The organism is Parabacteroides sp. CH2-D42-20, assembly GCF_003670185.1.
In the GTDB taxonomy this organism is placed as follows: Bacteria; Bacteroidota; Bacteroidia; order Bacteroidales; family Tannerellaceae; genus Parabacteroides; species Parabacteroides distasonis.
The window spans coordinates 187,984-203,644 of record NZ_RAYG01000005.1 but is presented as its reverse complement, the minus strand read 5'-3'; the positions used below and the strand labels follow the sequence as shown (position 1 = coordinate 203,644).

Here is a 15,661-nt window from a genome sequence, read left to right as displayed (position 1 = left end):
AATGGAGTACAAAATTTATTCCTCTTTTATTTCAAGCGCATAAGCTCGTCCTCTGTCTGTCGTGATCTTTAGGTTACTGTTTTCCTCCACTAAAGGCCGTAGCCTTCGGATCAAGGTGTTCAAGGTCTCGTCGGCGTTGATCTTTCCCGGCCATAAGCTCTCGCAGATATCCGAGCGGTTCAAGATATGAGTAGGCGATAGGAAAAACATCTCCATCAAGGCATATTGCTGAGGGGTGAGTTTTAGTTTCTCCTCATTCTCCTTATAGAAGGAGGCGGTCTCGCAAGAAAGGTTCAAATTACCGAAAGAGATGGTCTTTTCCGGATGGATAGGCTGAGGCATTATCAGTTCCTTTCTATAACGTTTAAGCAATAGGGGCAGGGTAGCGGATAAAAAGGCAAGCCCGAGGAATAGGCCGGGCAAAGATTTGTCCGATAGCCCGATAACCGCAAGGGTGGAGCAATTGGCGTACCCTTGGAATGAGATCCCGATATGATCCGTGGCAGTATTGGGGCTGTTCGCTATGGATGATGCCCAGATAATCGTATCGCTGGCGATATAATATTCGTTGAGTTTCTTGTTGGCATTAGCGGGAGCGTTTTCGGTTTGAGGATCTTTATTGAGTACGTGGATCACGATTCCCGTTTTCTTCTTGTCGGGCGTATAACTCAATGCGTCGGAAAAGTCCTTGTTATAACTTTCTATGGATACCGGATTGCCGAAAAGCTTGGATAGATTGGCATAGGTGCGTATGGAATCTTGGCTCATCCATAGGTGGGAGTTTTGCAGGATCGTTTGTTGCAACGCTTGATTCAAGTCTGTCACGATCGTTTTCTTGGCTTCCGTATAACTATGGAAACCGAAGCTGAACGAGAGGATCAGCATTAAGGAGGTACCCAAAACGGATAGATTGGCCGATAGTCGTGTATTCATTATTCGCTAGATTAGAATTAACATAAAAAGAACGCTCGAAGGTACTAAATATTATAGAAGGAAAGTATCCTTTTCGATAGGATTCGGGATGAAATAGACATAAATCCTGCTAAATGACCGGATGTCATGGAAATGTCATGGAAATGTCAGCTACTTATCCGGCGATTATTTACGTTGTTGTTGTCTGTTGCCTCTACTTTTGCCCGAAAACAAATCAAATAAGATACGGATATGAAAAGATTTCTGATGATGATGGCCTTGATAGGGCTTGTGGGAAACTGGAACTCGACGTTGACTGCCCAACTCGTCTCTCCCGATTCATTGTATTTGAACGAGGACTTGCCCGAGATAAACATTGTCGCCGTGAAACCCTTGATAAAGGCGGAGGCGGATAAGACTACTTACAGTATCGCCGAGGACCCGGATTCCCGAACCTATACTTTGCTGGAGATGTTGCGAAAAGTCCCTCTAGTGACCGTGGATGGCGAGGATAACGTGAAGGTAAACGGACAATCCAGTTTTAAGATTTATATGAACGGGCGTCCCTCGAATATGTTCTCTAATAATCCCAAGGAGGTCTTGCGTAGTATCCCCGCCAGCATGATCAAGAAAGTGGAGGTGATAACAGATCCCGGTGCCCGTTACGATGCGGAGGGTGTCAGCGGAATCTTGAATATCGTGACGAAAGGAGCGGAGTTCGAGGGATATAACGCGAGTATAAACACTACGGTGATGAACTTATTTAAGAGTGTCGGTGGTTTCGCTACGCTGAAATATGGCCGATTATCGCTTTCCGGAAATTATACGTTTAGCCAACAATCGTCCGAGAGCGAGTCGGATTATCTCCGTACTCAGTCGGGAGACGGTGCGAAGCTCCGGATGCTCTCGGACGTAGACGTGAAATATCCGGCCCATTATGGAAGTCTGGAAGGCAGTTTCGAGATCGATACATTGAATTTGATCTCCTTGTCCGGAAACTTGAATATCGGAAACAGCAACTCTATTTGGAATAGCCATTATAGCAGGTTTGATAAAGAGGGGGAAGAAATCTATGCTTATAACGAGGATATGAGTAAGAAGAACGAATGGGGTAGCGCCTCCTTAAAAGCGGATTATCAGCGTTTATTCAAACGAAATAAGGAAGAGATGCTAACGCTTTCCTATCAGTACGATTATATCCCGAACGATATTTATAGCGTGTTTCATGATAAGGACAAGATGGGCAATGTCTCGTTACCCCAACTGGAGGCCGATTATACCCGGCAAATCAGTCATGCCCGCACCCATGAGCATACGGCCCAGCTTGATTACGTGAATCCTTTTACAAGTACGCATTCCATCGAGGGCGGTTTGAAGCTGATTCGGCGTAACAGTACGAGCCACGCTACTTCGGAGGTAAAGGAGTTGGGTGAGGGTGTCTGGTTACCCGCTGATTTACAACCTTTGGTGGAATATCGGCATGTGCAGAATATAGGCTCCGCCTATGCGGGATATGGATTTAAGTATGGTAAATGGAGCTTGAACCCGGGCATTCGTATGGAACATACTTGGCAGGACGTGACTTATAAACAAGGCGAAGGCAAGGATTTTAATTATCGTGTAACGGATTGGGTTCCTTCTTGGACCTCCGCTTTCCGCTTGGACGACCGGAATTTGTTTCGCTTGGCTTACAACTTACGTTTACGTCGCCCGAATATCAGCTATTTGAATCCTACGGTGTTCGTGTCTGGGACCTCTATCTCGTATGGAAATCCGGGATTGGTATCGGAGAAACATCATCGTCTTTCGGCGTCATACAGTTATTACGGAACGAAATTGAATGTGCAGGCTTCCGTGCTCTGCACCTTGGGAAAAGGGGTGATTGATGAGTATCTGTTCATTGATTCGGCGAATGTGGTGAATAGTACGTATGATAATCTCGTGGACGTGAAAGCAGCGGGAGGAAACCTTTATCTAAGCTATAATCCTTCGCCCCGGACAAGCGTGTCGCTGAACAGCATGTTGCATTATCTGGATTTACGGGCGCAGGAGGGGAATGAGGTTTACGATACGGATGTGCGTAATTCCGGCTTTTGTGGCTCTGCTTTTGTCGATTTCTCGCAGAAGTTTAAGTACGGGTGGCGTTTTGTCCTGTCGGGTGGGTACGTGCGTTCCGAGCTGAATGTGGGGATGGACTCGTACGGCTTTTATTTTTACGGCTTGAGTGTGGTAAAGAGCTTCTTGAAGGATAAATTGACTTGTACGCTGCGGGCGCAAGATTTTCTGGGAGATCATAAGACGATACAGATTAACGAGCGATATCCGGACTTTCATATCCGGCAGACCGAGCGTATGTTTAGCCGTGGTTTCGGCATCGCCATTAGCTACCGGATCGGTGATTTAAAAGCGAGCGTGAAGAAGGCGGGGAGGAGCATAAGGAATGATGATCTGTTGGACGCTAAATAAAGAAGATGGTGTGCCATGATCCACAATATGGCACACCACCTACGGTATCATAACTCATCCAACCATTTCTTGCCGGGCTTTGTGTAAAGCCAAGCTAAGAAGATAGCGGCTAAAATGGTAACAACGAGCATCAACACTGTCAATCCATTTAAATCTTTTATCATGATCATATTATTTTAATATTCTATTTCCAACTCGGGCTAATAGGTAAGTACCTAAAATCCCTATATTTAACATACCCCAATTATTAATGTCGCCGATGTCTTTTGCTAATAGGAGCATTTCTCCTAATACCATCGTCGTAAACATTAATTTAGCCAAGTCAAAAAAGAACTTCCCTAAAGTCTCCCTTCGGACCTTGTCCCGTTCTTTCCTCATTGTCTGTTGTCTCTCCCAATTTCCCATAGTCTCTTGTTTTGGTTAATACTACTGATTATATGTAGGCAAATGTATATATTATCGGCGACCTGCCCAACTTTTTTATGTGGAATCGCTTATTTTCCCTAATTTTGTATTCCTAAAACGGATGAATGTGGAAGAGTATTTGAATCAACTGAATGAGAGCCAGCGGGAAGCGGTGGTTTACAATGAGGGGCCATCCTTGGTCGTGGCCGGGGCTGGCTCCGGTAAGACAAGGGTACTGACCTATAAGATCGCTTATTTATTGCAATTGGGATTGCCTCCCTATAGTATCTTGGCGCTGACCTTTACCAATAAGGCGGCCCGGGAGATGAAAGAGCGTATTGCGGCCATCACCGGTGACCAAACGGCCCGTCGGCTATGGATGGGAACGTTCCATTCCATCTTCTCCCGTATTTTACGGAACGAGGCGGAGCATATCGGTTATCCTTCCAATTTCACGATTTATGACGCCACTGATTCCAAGAGCTTACTGAAATCCATCATCAAGGAAATGCAATTGGACGATAAGGTGTACCGCCTAGGAATGGTGCAGAGCCGGATCTCCAATGCGAAGAACTCCTTGATAACTTATACGGCCTACGAGCAAAATAAAGAGATCGTGGAAAGCGATATGAACGCCAAGGTCCCCTTGCTCCGGGAAATCTACAAACGTTACCAGAGCCGTTGCCTGCAAGCGGGAGCCATGGATTTCGACGACTTGTTGCTGCAAACCAATATCCTGTTCCGGGATCATCCGGCCGTCTTGGAGAAATACCGGAACTTCTTCCGGTATGTATTGGTGGATGAGTATCAAGATACGAACTTTGCCCAACACTTGATCGTGCAACGGCTTTGCGAGAGACACGGCCATATCTGCGTGGTAGGGGATGACGCCCAGAGCATCTATTCCTTCCGAGGCGCGAATATAGATAATATCCTGCAATTCAAGAATCTTTATACCGGTTGCCGTATCTTCAAGCTGGAACGGAATTACCGTTCCACCCAGAATATCGTGAACGCCGCCAATAGCTTGATCGACAAGAATACACGTCAGATACCCAAAACGGTCTATTCCGAGAAGGAGGCGGGCAACAAGGTGAGTGTTTTCACCTCGTACTCCGATTATGAGGAGGGCTACACCGTAGCCGCCCGAATCAACGAGATGCACGGGATATTAGGGAAATTCTCGTATGCTGATTTCGCTATCTTGTATCGTACCAACGCCCAGTCCCGTATCTTGGAAGAGGCGTTGCGAAAGCGGGGCATCCCTTACAAGATTTATGGCGGTTTGTCTTTTTATCAGCGGAAAGAGATCAAGGACGTGATCTCTTATTTCCGCCTGATCGTGAACCCGCACGACGAGGAGGCCTTGAAGCGAATCATCAATTATCCCACCCGGGGAATCGGGGATACGACGGTAGGTAAGCTTGTTGGCGCCGCTACCGAATACGGGGTAAGCCTGTGGACCGTGCTTCAGGCCCCCTTGGAATATTCGCTACCGATAAATAATGGTACAGCTAAGAAACTGAGCGATTTCCGTAATTTGATTGAAGTTTTCATTGAAGAGAATAAAAAACTCTCTGCGGAGGAATTGGCTACCTTGGTGGTGAAGCGTAGCGGCATCGTTTCCGACCTGTTTCAAGACCGTTCCGTAGAGGGCGTGAGCAAGCAAGAGAACTTGCAGGAGTTGCTGAAAGGTATCGCTGAGTTTTGCGAGATCCGGCGTGAGGAGGGCATGGAGCAAGTCGCCATGTCCGACTTTTTGGCGGAGGTATCCTTGCTCACCGATCAAGATAACGATAAAGAGGAAAACTCCGATAAGGTCACGATGATGACCGTACATGCCGCCAAGGGATTGGAATTCACGAATGTTTTCGTGGTAGGCTTGGAGGAAGACCTATTCCCCTCGTCCCTATCGAAAGATAACCCGAGAGCGGTAGAGGAGGAGCGTCGTTTGTTCTACGTGGCGATTACCCGTGCGGAGCAAAATTGCGTATTGAGCTATGCGAAGAGCCGCTATCGTAATGGGAAGACAGATATGTGTACGCCCAGCCGTTTCTTGAAGGATATAGACGCTAAGTATCTGGATATGCCTTCGGATGCCGGCGCTTCAGATGCATTCGCCTCGGCCCGTGAACGTTACGGGCACCCGGCTTTTGCCTCTCCATTCCGGCAACCAAGGGCGGTTGAGGATGATTTCGTGTCTCCGGTGAAGCAAGCGGCACAGCGTCAAGGGCATCTTACGAAGCTAAAAAACACGATGGAATCGTCCTTTTCGGCGGCTCCAGCCACGGATCTATCGGGGTTACATGTGGGTTCCAAGGTTCGCCATGATCGTTTTGGGGAAGGTGAGATTGTCTCGATAGAAGGAGAGGGTGGTAACGCGAAGGCTACGGTGGCCTTCGATCATTTCGGGCAAAAGCAGTTACTTTTGAAGTTCGCTAAACTTACTGTGTTGAATAATTGACGGTTAGCTTATGGCATGTCTGGGCATGCTACGAGCCGTATCGTATTTCGCACCGCATTTCGCACTACGTTTCGAATGACCAAGGTGTTGGTTTTTAGTTGATTGAATGAAAAAGGTATCGCTTTTTCGCACTGCGTTTCGCACTACTATATATAAGTATATTAGGAAAGATAAGAAAAAAAGAAGAGGCGACGTCACGTCGCCGTTTTTTTCCTTTAAAACACACAATAGTGTTCACGGTTGAATACAATAATGTTCGCCGCCAAACACAATAGTGTTCGTGGCTAAACACAATAGTCTTTAAATGAAAAATATAGTTGTATTTTTATTGCTTTTTCGGAGCGGAAACCTTGCTTTCTCCGAATGTTTTCGCTATATTTGCATATTTATTATGAAATATTGAGATACAGCATGATAGACATCAACAAGATACCCTCGCCTTGCTATGTGATGGAGGAGAATTTACTAAGAAACAACCTATCCTTGATCAAGAGCGTAAAAGAACGTGCGGGAGTGAATATCATATTGGCTTTTAAGGCTTTCGCTTTATGGAAAGCGTTCCCGATCGTACGTGAGTACATTCCTTTTTCGACAGCAAGTTCTAAATTTGAGGCCCAGTTGGCCTTCGAGGAAATGGGAAGTCCGGCGCATACCTATTCCCCGGCTTATACGGAGGCTGATTTCCCGTTGATCTTGAGATACAGTAGTCACGTTACGTTCAACTCGCTCTCTCAGTTCCATCGTTTTTATCCGATGGTGCGGGCGGATGGTAACCGGGTGTCTTGTGGGTTGCGGATCAATCCGGAATACTCGGACGTGGAGACGGACTTGTATAATCCTTGTGCTCCGGGTTCCCGGATGGGGGTGACCGGCGACTTGCTGGGAGACACGTTGCCGGAGGGTATCGAGGGGCTGCATTTCCATACCTTGTGCGAGTCCACTTCCTATGATCTGGAGCGGACGCTGGCCGAGGTGGAGAGGCGTTTTGGCCGTTTCCTGCCTCACGTCAAGTGGCTGAATATGGGAGGTGGTCATTTGATGACCCGTAAGGATTACGACGTGGAGCATTTAATCGCTTTACTGAAAGGCTTTAAGGAGAGATATCCGAACTTGGAGTTGATCATGGAGCCGGGTAGTGCCTTCGCTTGGCAGACCGGGTTCTTGCTGACAACCGTGGTGGATATCGTGGAGAACCACGGTATCAAGACGGCGATTATCGACGCCTCGTTCACCTGCCATATGCCGGATTGCTTGGAGATGCCCTACAAACCGGCTATCCGTTTCGCTACGGATGCCGTGGAAGGGAAACCTACCTACCGGATCGGGGGAAATAGCTGTTTGAGCGGTGATTATATGGGAGATTGGTCGTTCGATAAGCCTTTGGCGATCGGCGACAAGCTGATTTTCGAGGATATGATCCACTACACGATCGTGAAGACGAATATGTTCAACGGCATACCGCACCCTTCCTTGGCCCTTTGGAACAAGGACAACCAGCTGGTGATGTACCGTACGTTCGACTATGAGGATTATAAGAACAGGATGGATTAAAAACAGAAACAAAATAAATATGGGTATTTTTAGCTTTTTCAGTAAAGACAAGAAGGAAACCTTGGATAAAGGTCTGTCGAAGACAAAAGAAAGTGTTTTCTCTAAGATTACCAAGGCGATCGCCGGTAAGAGTAAGGTGGACGACGCTGTGTTGGATAATTTGGAGGAAGTACTGATTACCTCGGATGTAGGTGTAGATACCACGTTGAAAATCATCGACCGTATCGAGAAGCGGGTGGCCCGTGACAAGTATGTCACCACCCAAGAATTGACCACCCTGCTGCGTGACGAGATCGCTAGCTTGCTGACAGAGAACAATACGGAGGATGCCGAGGGATTCGCGCTTCCGGAGGGCAAGAAACCCTACGTGATCATGGTTGTAGGCGTGAACGGGGTGGGTAAGACGACCACGATCGGTAAGCTGGCCTACCAGTTCAAGAAAGCCGGCAAGAAGGTCTATCTGGGCGCCGCCGATACGTTCCGTGCCGCCGCCGTGGAACAGTTGGTGATCTGGAGCGAGCGCGTAGGTGTGCCTATCGTGAAGCAGAACATGGGCTCGGACCCCGCTTCCGTGGCTTTCGATACGCTGAGCTCCGCCAAGGCGAACGACGCCGACGTGGTGATTATCGATACCGCCGGACGTCTGCATAACAAGATCAACTTGATGAACGAGCTTACCAAGATCAAGAACGTGATGAAGAAGGTGATCCCAGACGCCCCCCACGAGATCTTGTTGGTATTGGACGGCTCTACCGGGCAGAACGCTTTCGAGCAAGCGAAACAATTTACCGCCGCCACCGAGGTGAACGCCTTGGCCGTGACCAAGCTGGACGGTACAGCCAAGGGGGGTGTCGTGATCGGTATCTCCGACCATTTCCGTATCCCCGTGAAATATATCGGACTCGGCGAGGGGATGGAGGATTTGCAAGTATTCCGCAAACGTGAGTTTGTCAATTCGTTATTTGGAGAATGAGAAAAAACAAAGTAGATATTATTACGCTGGGGTGTTCGAAAAACCTAGTGGACTCGGAGCAACTTATGCGCCAATTCGTTGCCAATGGCTATACGGTAGAGCATGATCCCCATAAGATCAATGGCGAGATCGTGGTGGTGAATACCTGTGGTTTCATCGGCGACGCCCAAGAGGAATCTATCAATATGATCTTAGAACTGGGCGAACAAAAACAAAAAGGACGGATCGGGAAGCTCTTCGTGATGGGCTGCTTGTCGGAACGTTTCTTGAAAGATCTGGAGAAAGAACTTCCCGAGGTAGATCGTTTCTACGGGAAATTCAATTGGAAGGAGTTGATCTCCGATCTGGGCAAGTCGTACCATCAAGAGCTGGCTACGGATCGTGTGCTCACCACCCCGAGGCACTACGCTTACGTGAAGATCGGGGAGGGATGCAACCGTACTTGTTCTTACTGCTCGATCCCGATCATAACCGGGGCTTATCAATCCCGTCCGATGGACGAGATCGTAGACGAGGTTCGTGGCTTGGTGGCGCAAGGCGTAAAAGAATTCCAGATGATCGCCCAAGATCTTACGTTTTATGGCCTCGATCGCTATAAGCGAATGGCCTTGCCGGAACTGGTGGAGCGGGTATCCGACATCCCGGACGTGGAGTGGATTCGTTTGCATTACGGGTATCCGTCTCATTTCCCCTATGACCTGTTGCCGGTGATGCGTGAGCGTGATAACGTTTGCAAGTATATGGACATCGCCCTCCAGCATATCAGCGACCCGATGTTGAGGATGATGCGCCGCAATATCACGAAGGCCGAGACGTATGAGCTGCTGGAGCGTATGCGCCGGGAAGTGCCGGGCATCCATCTACGCACCACCTTGATGGTGGGTCATCCCGGCGAGACGGAGCAGGATTTCGAGGAGTTGATCCGCTTCGTGAAAGATATCCGTTTCGAGCGTATGGGCGCTTTCGCTTATAGCCATGAGGAGGGTACCTATGCTTATCAGCATTATAAAGACGAGATCCCGCAGGAGGTGAAGCAAGACCGACTGGATTACTTGATGCGTGTGCAAGAAGGCATCTCCGCCGACGTGAACGCCTCGAAAGTAGGGCAGACCTTCCGGGTGATCGTAGACCGGGAGGAGGAGGATTTCTACGTGGGACGTACGCAATACGACTCGCCCGAGGTAGATCCGGAAATATTGATTTCCAAGGATACTCCCTTGAGTCCGGGTAGCTTTTACCAAGTAAAGGTGATTGACGCACAAGCGTTTGATCTGTATGGTAAAGTGTTGAATTGATGTAAAAACTGTCAAGATATTTGTCGGTTAACGAAAAAATAACTAATATAGCAGCACGAACTGTTATGGAATTAGATATGAAAAACAAGGAACTTATAACGGAATTGGCGAATCGCATGGATTGGACTTCGAAGGAAGTTTCCGACATGCTTTCTGCGCTCAGTTCCGTCGTAAGTTCGAAATTAGTGGATAACGATACGATCTACTTGCAAGGTTTTGGCCAGTTCGAGGTGAAAAAGAAAGCGGAACGTATTTCCGTGAATCCCGCGAACGGGAAGCGATATCTGGTTCCCCCTAAATTAGTTCCCGTGTTCAAGCCCGGAACGACCGTGAAGAATCGTTTAAAAGAATTGGGAGATCATGAATAACCGGCTGAATATACAAGATTTAGCCGGTTTATTATCGGAGCGTACCGGTAAGGACAGAGGAGAGGTAGAGCGCTTCTTGAGAGATTTTATCTCGGTGGTATCCGAAGGGGTCTATACGGATAAGATCGTAAAAGTAAAGGGCTTGGGTACTTTCAAGATTATCTCCGTGGAGAAGCGGGAGAGTATCCACGTGAATACCGGCGAACGTTTCTTGATCCCCGAACATTATAAATTCTCTTTCCTGCCGGATAAAGACCTGCGGGAACAGGTAAACAAGCCTTTCTCTATCTTTGAGACGACAGAGATCAACGAGAACGTGGATTTCTCGGACATGGATGAGTCCGTGGAGGAGAAGGAAACGGAAGACGAGTCCGTGGAGGAGGTAATGCCGGATAAGGAAATCCCTTTGGCAAATACTCAGCCCAAAGAGAAGCCCGAACCGATACTAGAACCTGAACCTGAACCATTGCCTGAGCCAGAGCAAGCGTTTGATCCGGAGCCGTCATCGGTATCTGAACCGGAACGTGGATTGGAACCGGAACCGGCTGCGGAGCCATCTCCCATACCAGAGAGACCGGAAGAGCGAGCCCCTAAGAAACCGGAGGAGAAGGGGGTATTAATGATCGTCGCCTTTTTGATAATCGTAATCTCTGTATTCTTCTATCTGGGAAGGAATAATTGGAAACCGGCACCTGCCCAAGAGGAGGTGATAACGGAAGCCAAGGATACGGTCAAGGACACGGTTCAAGAATCAGCTTGGATGCTTCATCCGGACTCGGTAGCGGAGAAGACCCCGCATACGGAACCGGAGCCTTATGTGGAACCGGCACCCAAACCATTGGGGCAGGTGAAGATCAAGCATGGTGACCGCCTCACCGTGATCGCCTTGGAATATTATGGCAATAAATTATTCTGGGTGTATATTTACCAACATAATAAGGCTGTTATAAAAGACCCGAATAATGTCCCGATCGGTACCGTGATCGAGATACCCGCTCCGGAATCGTATGGCATCGATGCCAAGAGCCGTGAGTCGCGGGAGAAAGCCGCCGCCCTACAAACAGAGATACTTGCCGGGGAGTAAGAGAAATCCCCCTTTTTTAAGTAAAATAAAACAAAACAAGGAAGTGTTGGTTAGTATTATTTAACTGCAAAAGTGAAGGATACGAATTTAACATTTCTAATTTTGTGCATCCTAAAAAATCAACGTAAAATTGGGACAATATAATAACAATATAATAGAATAAATCTTATGAGTCAGACAGTAGACATTCGTGAGTTGAATGAGCGAATTGAAAGTAAAAGCTCGTTTGTGAACATGATTACGATGGGTATGGACAAAGTAATCGTCGGACAAAAGCATTTGGTTGAATCCTTGTTGATCGGTTTGCTTTCGGACGGACATATCCTGTTGGAAGGTGTGCCGGGTTTGGCTAAGACACTTGCCATTAAAACATTGTCGTCGTTGATCGACGCTAAATACAGCCGAATCCAGTTCACCCCGGACTTACTTCCGGCCGATGTGATCGGTACGATGATTTACAGTCAGAAAAGCGAAGAGTTCCAGGTAAAGCAAGGCCCGATCTTCGCTAATTTTGTGTTAGCGGACGAGATCAACCGTGCCCCGGCGAAAGTACAGAGTGCCTTGTTGGAGGCCATGCAAGAGCGTCAGGTCACGATCAGCGAGCATACCTACAAGTTGCCGAAGCCTTTCTTGGTAATGGCTACCCAGAACCCGATCGAGCAGGAGGGTACGTACCCGTTGCCTGAGGCGCAGGTAGACCGTTTCATGTTGAAGGTGATCATCAATTATCCGAAGAAGGAGGAAGAGAAATTAATCATACGCCAGAATATATCCGGAGAACGTCCGGAGATCAAGCCGATCTTGACGAAAGAGGAGATCCTCGACGCCCGTAACGTGGTTCGTGAGGTTTATTTGGACGAGAAGATCGAGCGTTACATCGTGGATATCGTCTTCGCTACCCGTTTCCCGGCTGAGGCTGGTTTGCCGAACTTGGCGAGCATGATCTCTTTCGGCGCTTCCCCTCGTGCGTCTATCAACTTGGCGTTGGCCGCCCGCGCGTACGCTTTCATCAAGCGTAGGGGCTATGTGATCCCGGAGGATATCCGTGCGGTATGCCACGACGTGATGCGCCATCGTATCGGCTTGAGTTATGAGGCCGAGGCGAACAACTTGACTTCAGAGGAGGTAATCAGCGAGATACTAAATAAAGTAGAAGTTCCTTGAGAATTGAAAATTAAGAATTGAAAATTGAAAATTAATCGAAAGAGACAAGCCAATTTTCAATTCTCAACCTTCAATTACCAACAATAAATTTTCAATTTTTCATTTTCAATTTTCAATTACCAAGTGGAGACAAGTGAATTATTAAAAAAGGTCCGCCGTATCGAGATAAAGACCCGTGGTCTTTCCCGTAACATCTTCGCCGGCCAGTACCATTCGGCTTTCAAGGGCCGTGGTATGGCGTTCAGCGAGGTAAGGGAATATCAATACGGCGATGATATCCGGGATATCGACTGGAACGTCACCGCCCGCTACGTCCGCCCCTACGTCAAGGTGTTCGAGGAGGAGCGTGAGCTGACGGTGATGCTGCTGATCGACGTGTCCGGTAGCCGTGACTTTGGCTCCGTCAACGTCATGAAGAAGGAGGTGATCACCGAGATCGCCGCTACCTTGGCTTTCTCGGCGATACAGAACAACGATAAGATCGGCGTGGTGTTCTTCTCGGACAAGATCGAGAAGTTTATCCCGCCCCAGAAAGGAAAGAAACATATCCTCTATATTATCCGGGAGCTGATCGATTTCCATCCCGAGGAGACAAGAACGGATATCAGCCAAGTGTTGAAATACTTGACCAACGCCATCAAGAAGCGTTGCACGGCTTTCCTCATCTCCGATTTTATTGACAAGGAGGGTTTCAAGGACGCCTTGACGGTGGCCAACCGCAAGCATGACATGGTAGCCATTCAGGTGTACGACCGTCGTGAGACCGAGCTTCCCGCCGTAGGCCTTATGAAGATCAAGGACGCCGAGACCGGGAAGGAGCAATGGATAGACAGTTCCTCCGCCCGTGTGCGTGCGGCCTATAAGGAATGGTGGGAGAAACGGCAGGCGAAGATGAGCGATACGTTCAAGAAATGCCGTGTAGACTCCGTCTCTGTCCGTACCGAGGATGATTATGTGAAAGCATTGATTGCTCTTTTTGACAAACGTAATTAAAGCAAGCAGATGAAATTGATAAAGAAAAGTATCCTGTTTCTGGTCGCTGCCGCTTCCCTCGCGGGGGGAAGGGCATATGCGCAAAGGCCGTTGATCGATGTCGCTATCGACTCGGCCGCCATATTGATCGGAGAGCAGACTACCTTGCACCTTACGGTAACGGCGGATAAGGATCGCCCTGTGCAGATCGTGATCCCGAACGATACCTTGATGACGGGTGTGGAGGTACTGAATCTCTCCAAGGCGGACTCTACGGAGATCGAGAACGACCGGCTCGTTATCAAGCAGGATGTATTGATTACCTCGTTTGATTCGTCACTCTATCTATTACCTCCGTTGAAGGTGATAGACGGGGTGGATACCGTATATTCCAACCAAGTCGCCTTGAAGGTCTCCACGATTCCCGTGAACGCGGACAAGCCGGAGGAGTTCAACGACATCAAGACCGTATGGAAGCCGCCTTTCGTATGGGCCGATTATTATCCGATCATTTACGGGATCTTGCTGGCCCTGTTCTTGATTTGCGTGATCGCCTATATCGTGAAACGGATCCGTGCGAAGAAGTCGTTGATACCATTCAAGAAAGAGGAGCCGAAGCTTCCGCCTCACGAGCAGGCCATCAAGGAACTGGACGAGATCAAGCAACAGAAACTCTGGCAGCAAGGACGAAGCAAGGAGTATTACACCTTGATCACGGATACGCTGCGTAAGTATATCGAGGAACGTTTCGGTATCAATGCCATGGAGATGACTTCCGGTGAGATCTTGGACCTGATCCGCAAGAACTCCGAGGCGCAGAGCGTGTACGATAACTTGAGGCAGATTCTGCAATTGGCCGACTTCGTGAAATTCGCCAAGATGAACCCGCTGCCGGATGAGAATGATTTGAGTATGATAAACGCGTATTTGTTCGTGAACCAGACGAAGGTGGAGGAGATGCAAGAGCCGGAATCTACGAACGATACAACTAATTTAAAGGATTAAGAGATGGTATTTGCGAATCCTAATTATTTATATTTATTGTTGTTGCTCATTCCGATGATCGGATGGTACGTCTACAAGCTGAGCAAGAGTCAGGCCAGCTTGCAGGTCTCCTCGTCGGAGGCGTTCGAGGCGCCGGGAGCGACATCATGGATCGTGTACTTGCGTCACGTGCCTTTCGTGTTGCGTATGGTAGCGGTAGCGTTGCTGATCGTGATCTTGGCCCGTCCGCAATCCACGAATAGTTGGTCTAATTCTTCCACGGAAGGTATCGATATCATGTTGGCGATGGATATCTCGGGTAGTATGCTGGCGCAAGACTTGAAACCGAACCGCTTGGAGGCGGCGAAGGATGTGGCCGCGTCGTTCATCAACGGCCGTCCGAACGATAACATCGGTCTCGTGGTCTTTTCTGCCGAGAGCTTTACGCAATGCCCGTTGACAACCGATCATACGGTCTTGCTGAATCTTTTCAAGGATATCCAAAGCGGTATGATCCAAGACGGAACGGCTATCGGGTTGGGCTTGGCGAATGCCGTGAGCCGTATTAAGGACAGCCACGCTAAGTCGAAGGTGATTATCCTTCTGACCGATGGTTCGAACAACGCCGGCGAGATCGCTCCGGTTACCGCCGCTGAGATCGCCAAGACGTTCGGCGTGCGTGTCTATACGATCGGAGTCGGAACGAAAGGCATGGCGCCGTATCCGTTCCAGACCGCTTTCGGCGTGCAGTACCAGAATATACCGGTAGAGATCGACGAGGCTACGTTGAAGCAGATCGCCTCTACCACGGGCGGGCAATATTTCCGTGCTACGGACAACGCCAGCCTGAAGGAGATCTATTCCGAGATCGACCAGATGGAGAAGACCAAGATCAGCGTACAGGAGTACAGCAAGAAGCAGGAGGAGTATAAGAACTGGGCCTTGCTGGTGTTCGCCTTGTTGCTGGTGGAGATCTTATTGAGAAATACATTGTTGAGAAATATACCATAAAGATAAAAGGCT

The 15,661-nt window shown here is 48.5% G+C and carries 13 protein-coding genes; 11 read left to right on the top strand and 2 right to left on the bottom strand.

The features are described from left to right. Positions 1-15: 15 nt before the first annotated feature. Positions 16-933: a helix-turn-helix domain-containing protein gene (locus D7V92_RS05020; protein WP_121772415.1), complete on the bottom strand. Its 918-nt coding sequence runs from the start codon at positions 931-933 to the stop codon at positions 16-18. A 231-nt stretch (positions 934-1,164) separates the two neighbouring features. On the opposite strand from D7V92_RS05020, the gene D7V92_RS05015 reads away from it, so the two are divergent. Continuing rightward, complete coding sequence (locus tag D7V92_RS05015) at positions 1,165-3,378, top strand: outer membrane beta-barrel family protein (RefSeq protein WP_121772414.1); 2,214 nt, start codon at positions 1,165-1,167, stop codon at positions 3,376-3,378. A 171-nt stretch (positions 3,379-3,549) separates the two neighbouring features. On the opposite strand, the gene D7V92_RS05010 is transcribed toward D7V92_RS05015, so the two are convergent. Further along, a complete protein-coding gene (locus tag D7V92_RS05010; protein ID WP_005862659.1) occupies positions 3,550-3,783 on the bottom strand; it encodes a hypothetical protein in 234 nt (77 codons plus the stop codon). A 121-nt stretch (positions 3,784-3,904) separates the two neighbouring features. Between D7V92_RS05010 and D7V92_RS05005 the strand changes: the two genes are divergently transcribed. The 10 genes from D7V92_RS05005 to D7V92_RS04960 all read left to right on the top strand — a co-directional run bounded on the left by D7V92_RS05005 (position 3,905) and on the right by D7V92_RS04960 (position 15,649). After that, positions 3,905-6,247, top strand: a complete 2,343-nt coding sequence (locus tag D7V92_RS05005) for an ATP-dependent helicase (RefSeq protein ID WP_121772413.1) — start codon at positions 3,905-3,907, stop codon at positions 6,245-6,247. A gap of 411 nt (positions 6,248-6,658) precedes the next feature. After that, on the top strand, positions 6,659-7,798 hold the full coding sequence (gene nspC / locus D7V92_RS05000; protein WP_121772412.1) for a carboxynorspermidine decarboxylase: 1,140 nt from the start codon (positions 6,659-6,661) through the stop codon (positions 7,796-7,798). A 19-nt stretch (positions 7,799-7,817) separates the two neighbouring features. Beyond that, positions 7,818-8,771: a signal recognition particle-docking protein FtsY gene (ftsY, locus tag D7V92_RS04995; protein WP_057326538.1), complete on the top strand. Its 954-nt coding sequence runs from the start codon at positions 7,818-7,820 to the stop codon at positions 8,769-8,771. Then, on the top strand, positions 8,768-10,066 hold the full coding sequence (gene rimO / locus D7V92_RS04990) for a 30S ribosomal protein S12 methylthiotransferase RimO (RefSeq protein WP_121772411.1): 1,299 nt from the start codon (positions 8,768-8,770) through the stop codon (positions 10,064-10,066). The genes ftsY and rimO overlap by 4 nt, the downstream gene beginning before the upstream one ends. Before the next feature lie 77 nt (positions 10,067-10,143). After that, complete coding sequence (locus D7V92_RS04985) at positions 10,144-10,434, top strand: HU family DNA-binding protein (protein ID WP_008778384.1); 291 nt, start codon at positions 10,144-10,146, stop codon at positions 10,432-10,434. After that, the gene (locus tag D7V92_RS04980; protein WP_121772410.1) at positions 10,427-11,518 is read left to right on the top strand and encodes an HU family DNA-binding protein; all 1,092 of its coding nucleotides are present in this window, start codon (positions 10,427-10,429) and stop codon (positions 11,516-11,518) included. The genes D7V92_RS04985 and D7V92_RS04980 overlap by 8 nt, the downstream gene beginning before the upstream one ends. Before the next feature lie 168 nt (positions 11,519-11,686). Beyond that, complete coding sequence (locus D7V92_RS04975) at positions 11,687-12,682, top strand: MoxR family ATPase (protein WP_005857243.1); 996 nt, start codon at positions 11,687-11,689, stop codon at positions 12,680-12,682. 123 nt (positions 12,683-12,805) lie between these two features. Next, the gene (locus D7V92_RS04970; RefSeq protein ID WP_005857241.1) at positions 12,806-13,675 is read left to right on the top strand and encodes a DUF58 domain-containing protein; all 870 of its coding nucleotides are present in this window, start codon (positions 12,806-12,808) and stop codon (positions 13,673-13,675) included. Positions 13,676-13,684: 9 nt separating this feature from the next. After that, positions 13,685-14,659: a hypothetical protein gene (locus tag D7V92_RS04965; protein WP_121772409.1), complete on the top strand. Its 975-nt coding sequence runs from the start codon at positions 13,685-13,687 to the stop codon at positions 14,657-14,659. Positions 14,660-14,662: 3 nt separating this feature from the next. Beyond that, on the top strand, positions 14,663-15,649 hold the full coding sequence (locus tag D7V92_RS04960) for a VWA domain-containing protein (protein WP_005862644.1): 987 nt from the start codon (positions 14,663-14,665) through the stop codon (positions 15,647-15,649). Positions 15,650-15,661 lie beyond the last annotated feature (12 nt).

What these genes read in the sequence shown, in the direction of transcription:
- D7V92_RS05020 (WP_121772415.1), bottom strand. Translation starts at nt 933, where the DNA reads ATGAATACACGACTATCGGCCAATCTATCCGTTTTGGGTACCTCCTTA.
- D7V92_RS05015 (WP_121772414.1), top strand. Translation starts at nt 1,165, where the DNA reads ATGAAAAGATTTCTGATGATGATGGCCTTGATAGGGCTTGTGGGAAAC.
- D7V92_RS05010 (WP_005862659.1), bottom strand. Translation starts at nt 3,783, where the DNA reads ATGGGAAATTGGGAGAGACAACAGACAATGAGGAAAGAACGGGACAAG.
- D7V92_RS05005 (WP_121772413.1), top strand. Translation starts at nt 3,905, where the DNA reads ATGAATGTGGAAGAGTATTTGAATCAACTGAATGAGAGCCAGCGGGAA.
- nspC (WP_121772412.1), top strand. Translation starts at nt 6,659, where the DNA reads ATGATAGACATCAACAAGATACCCTCGCCTTGCTATGTGATGGAGGAG.
- ftsY (WP_057326538.1), top strand. Translation starts at nt 7,818, where the DNA reads ATGGGTATTTTTAGCTTTTTCAGTAAAGACAAGAAGGAAACCTTGGAT.
- rimO (WP_121772411.1), top strand. Translation starts at nt 8,768, where the DNA reads ATGAGAAAAAACAAAGTAGATATTATTACGCTGGGGTGTTCGAAAAAC.
- D7V92_RS04985 (WP_008778384.1), top strand. Translation starts at nt 10,144, where the DNA reads ATGAAAAACAAGGAACTTATAACGGAATTGGCGAATCGCATGGATTGG.
- D7V92_RS04980 (WP_121772410.1), top strand. Translation starts at nt 10,427, where the DNA reads ATGAATAACCGGCTGAATATACAAGATTTAGCCGGTTTATTATCGGAG.
- D7V92_RS04975 (WP_005857243.1), top strand. Translation starts at nt 11,687, where the DNA reads ATGAGTCAGACAGTAGACATTCGTGAGTTGAATGAGCGAATTGAAAGT.
- D7V92_RS04965 (WP_121772409.1), top strand. Translation starts at nt 13,685, where the DNA reads ATGAAATTGATAAAGAAAAGTATCCTGTTTCTGGTCGCTGCCGCTTCC.
- D7V92_RS04960 (WP_005862644.1), top strand. Translation starts at nt 14,663, where the DNA reads ATGGTATTTGCGAATCCTAATTATTTATATTTATTGTTGTTGCTCATT.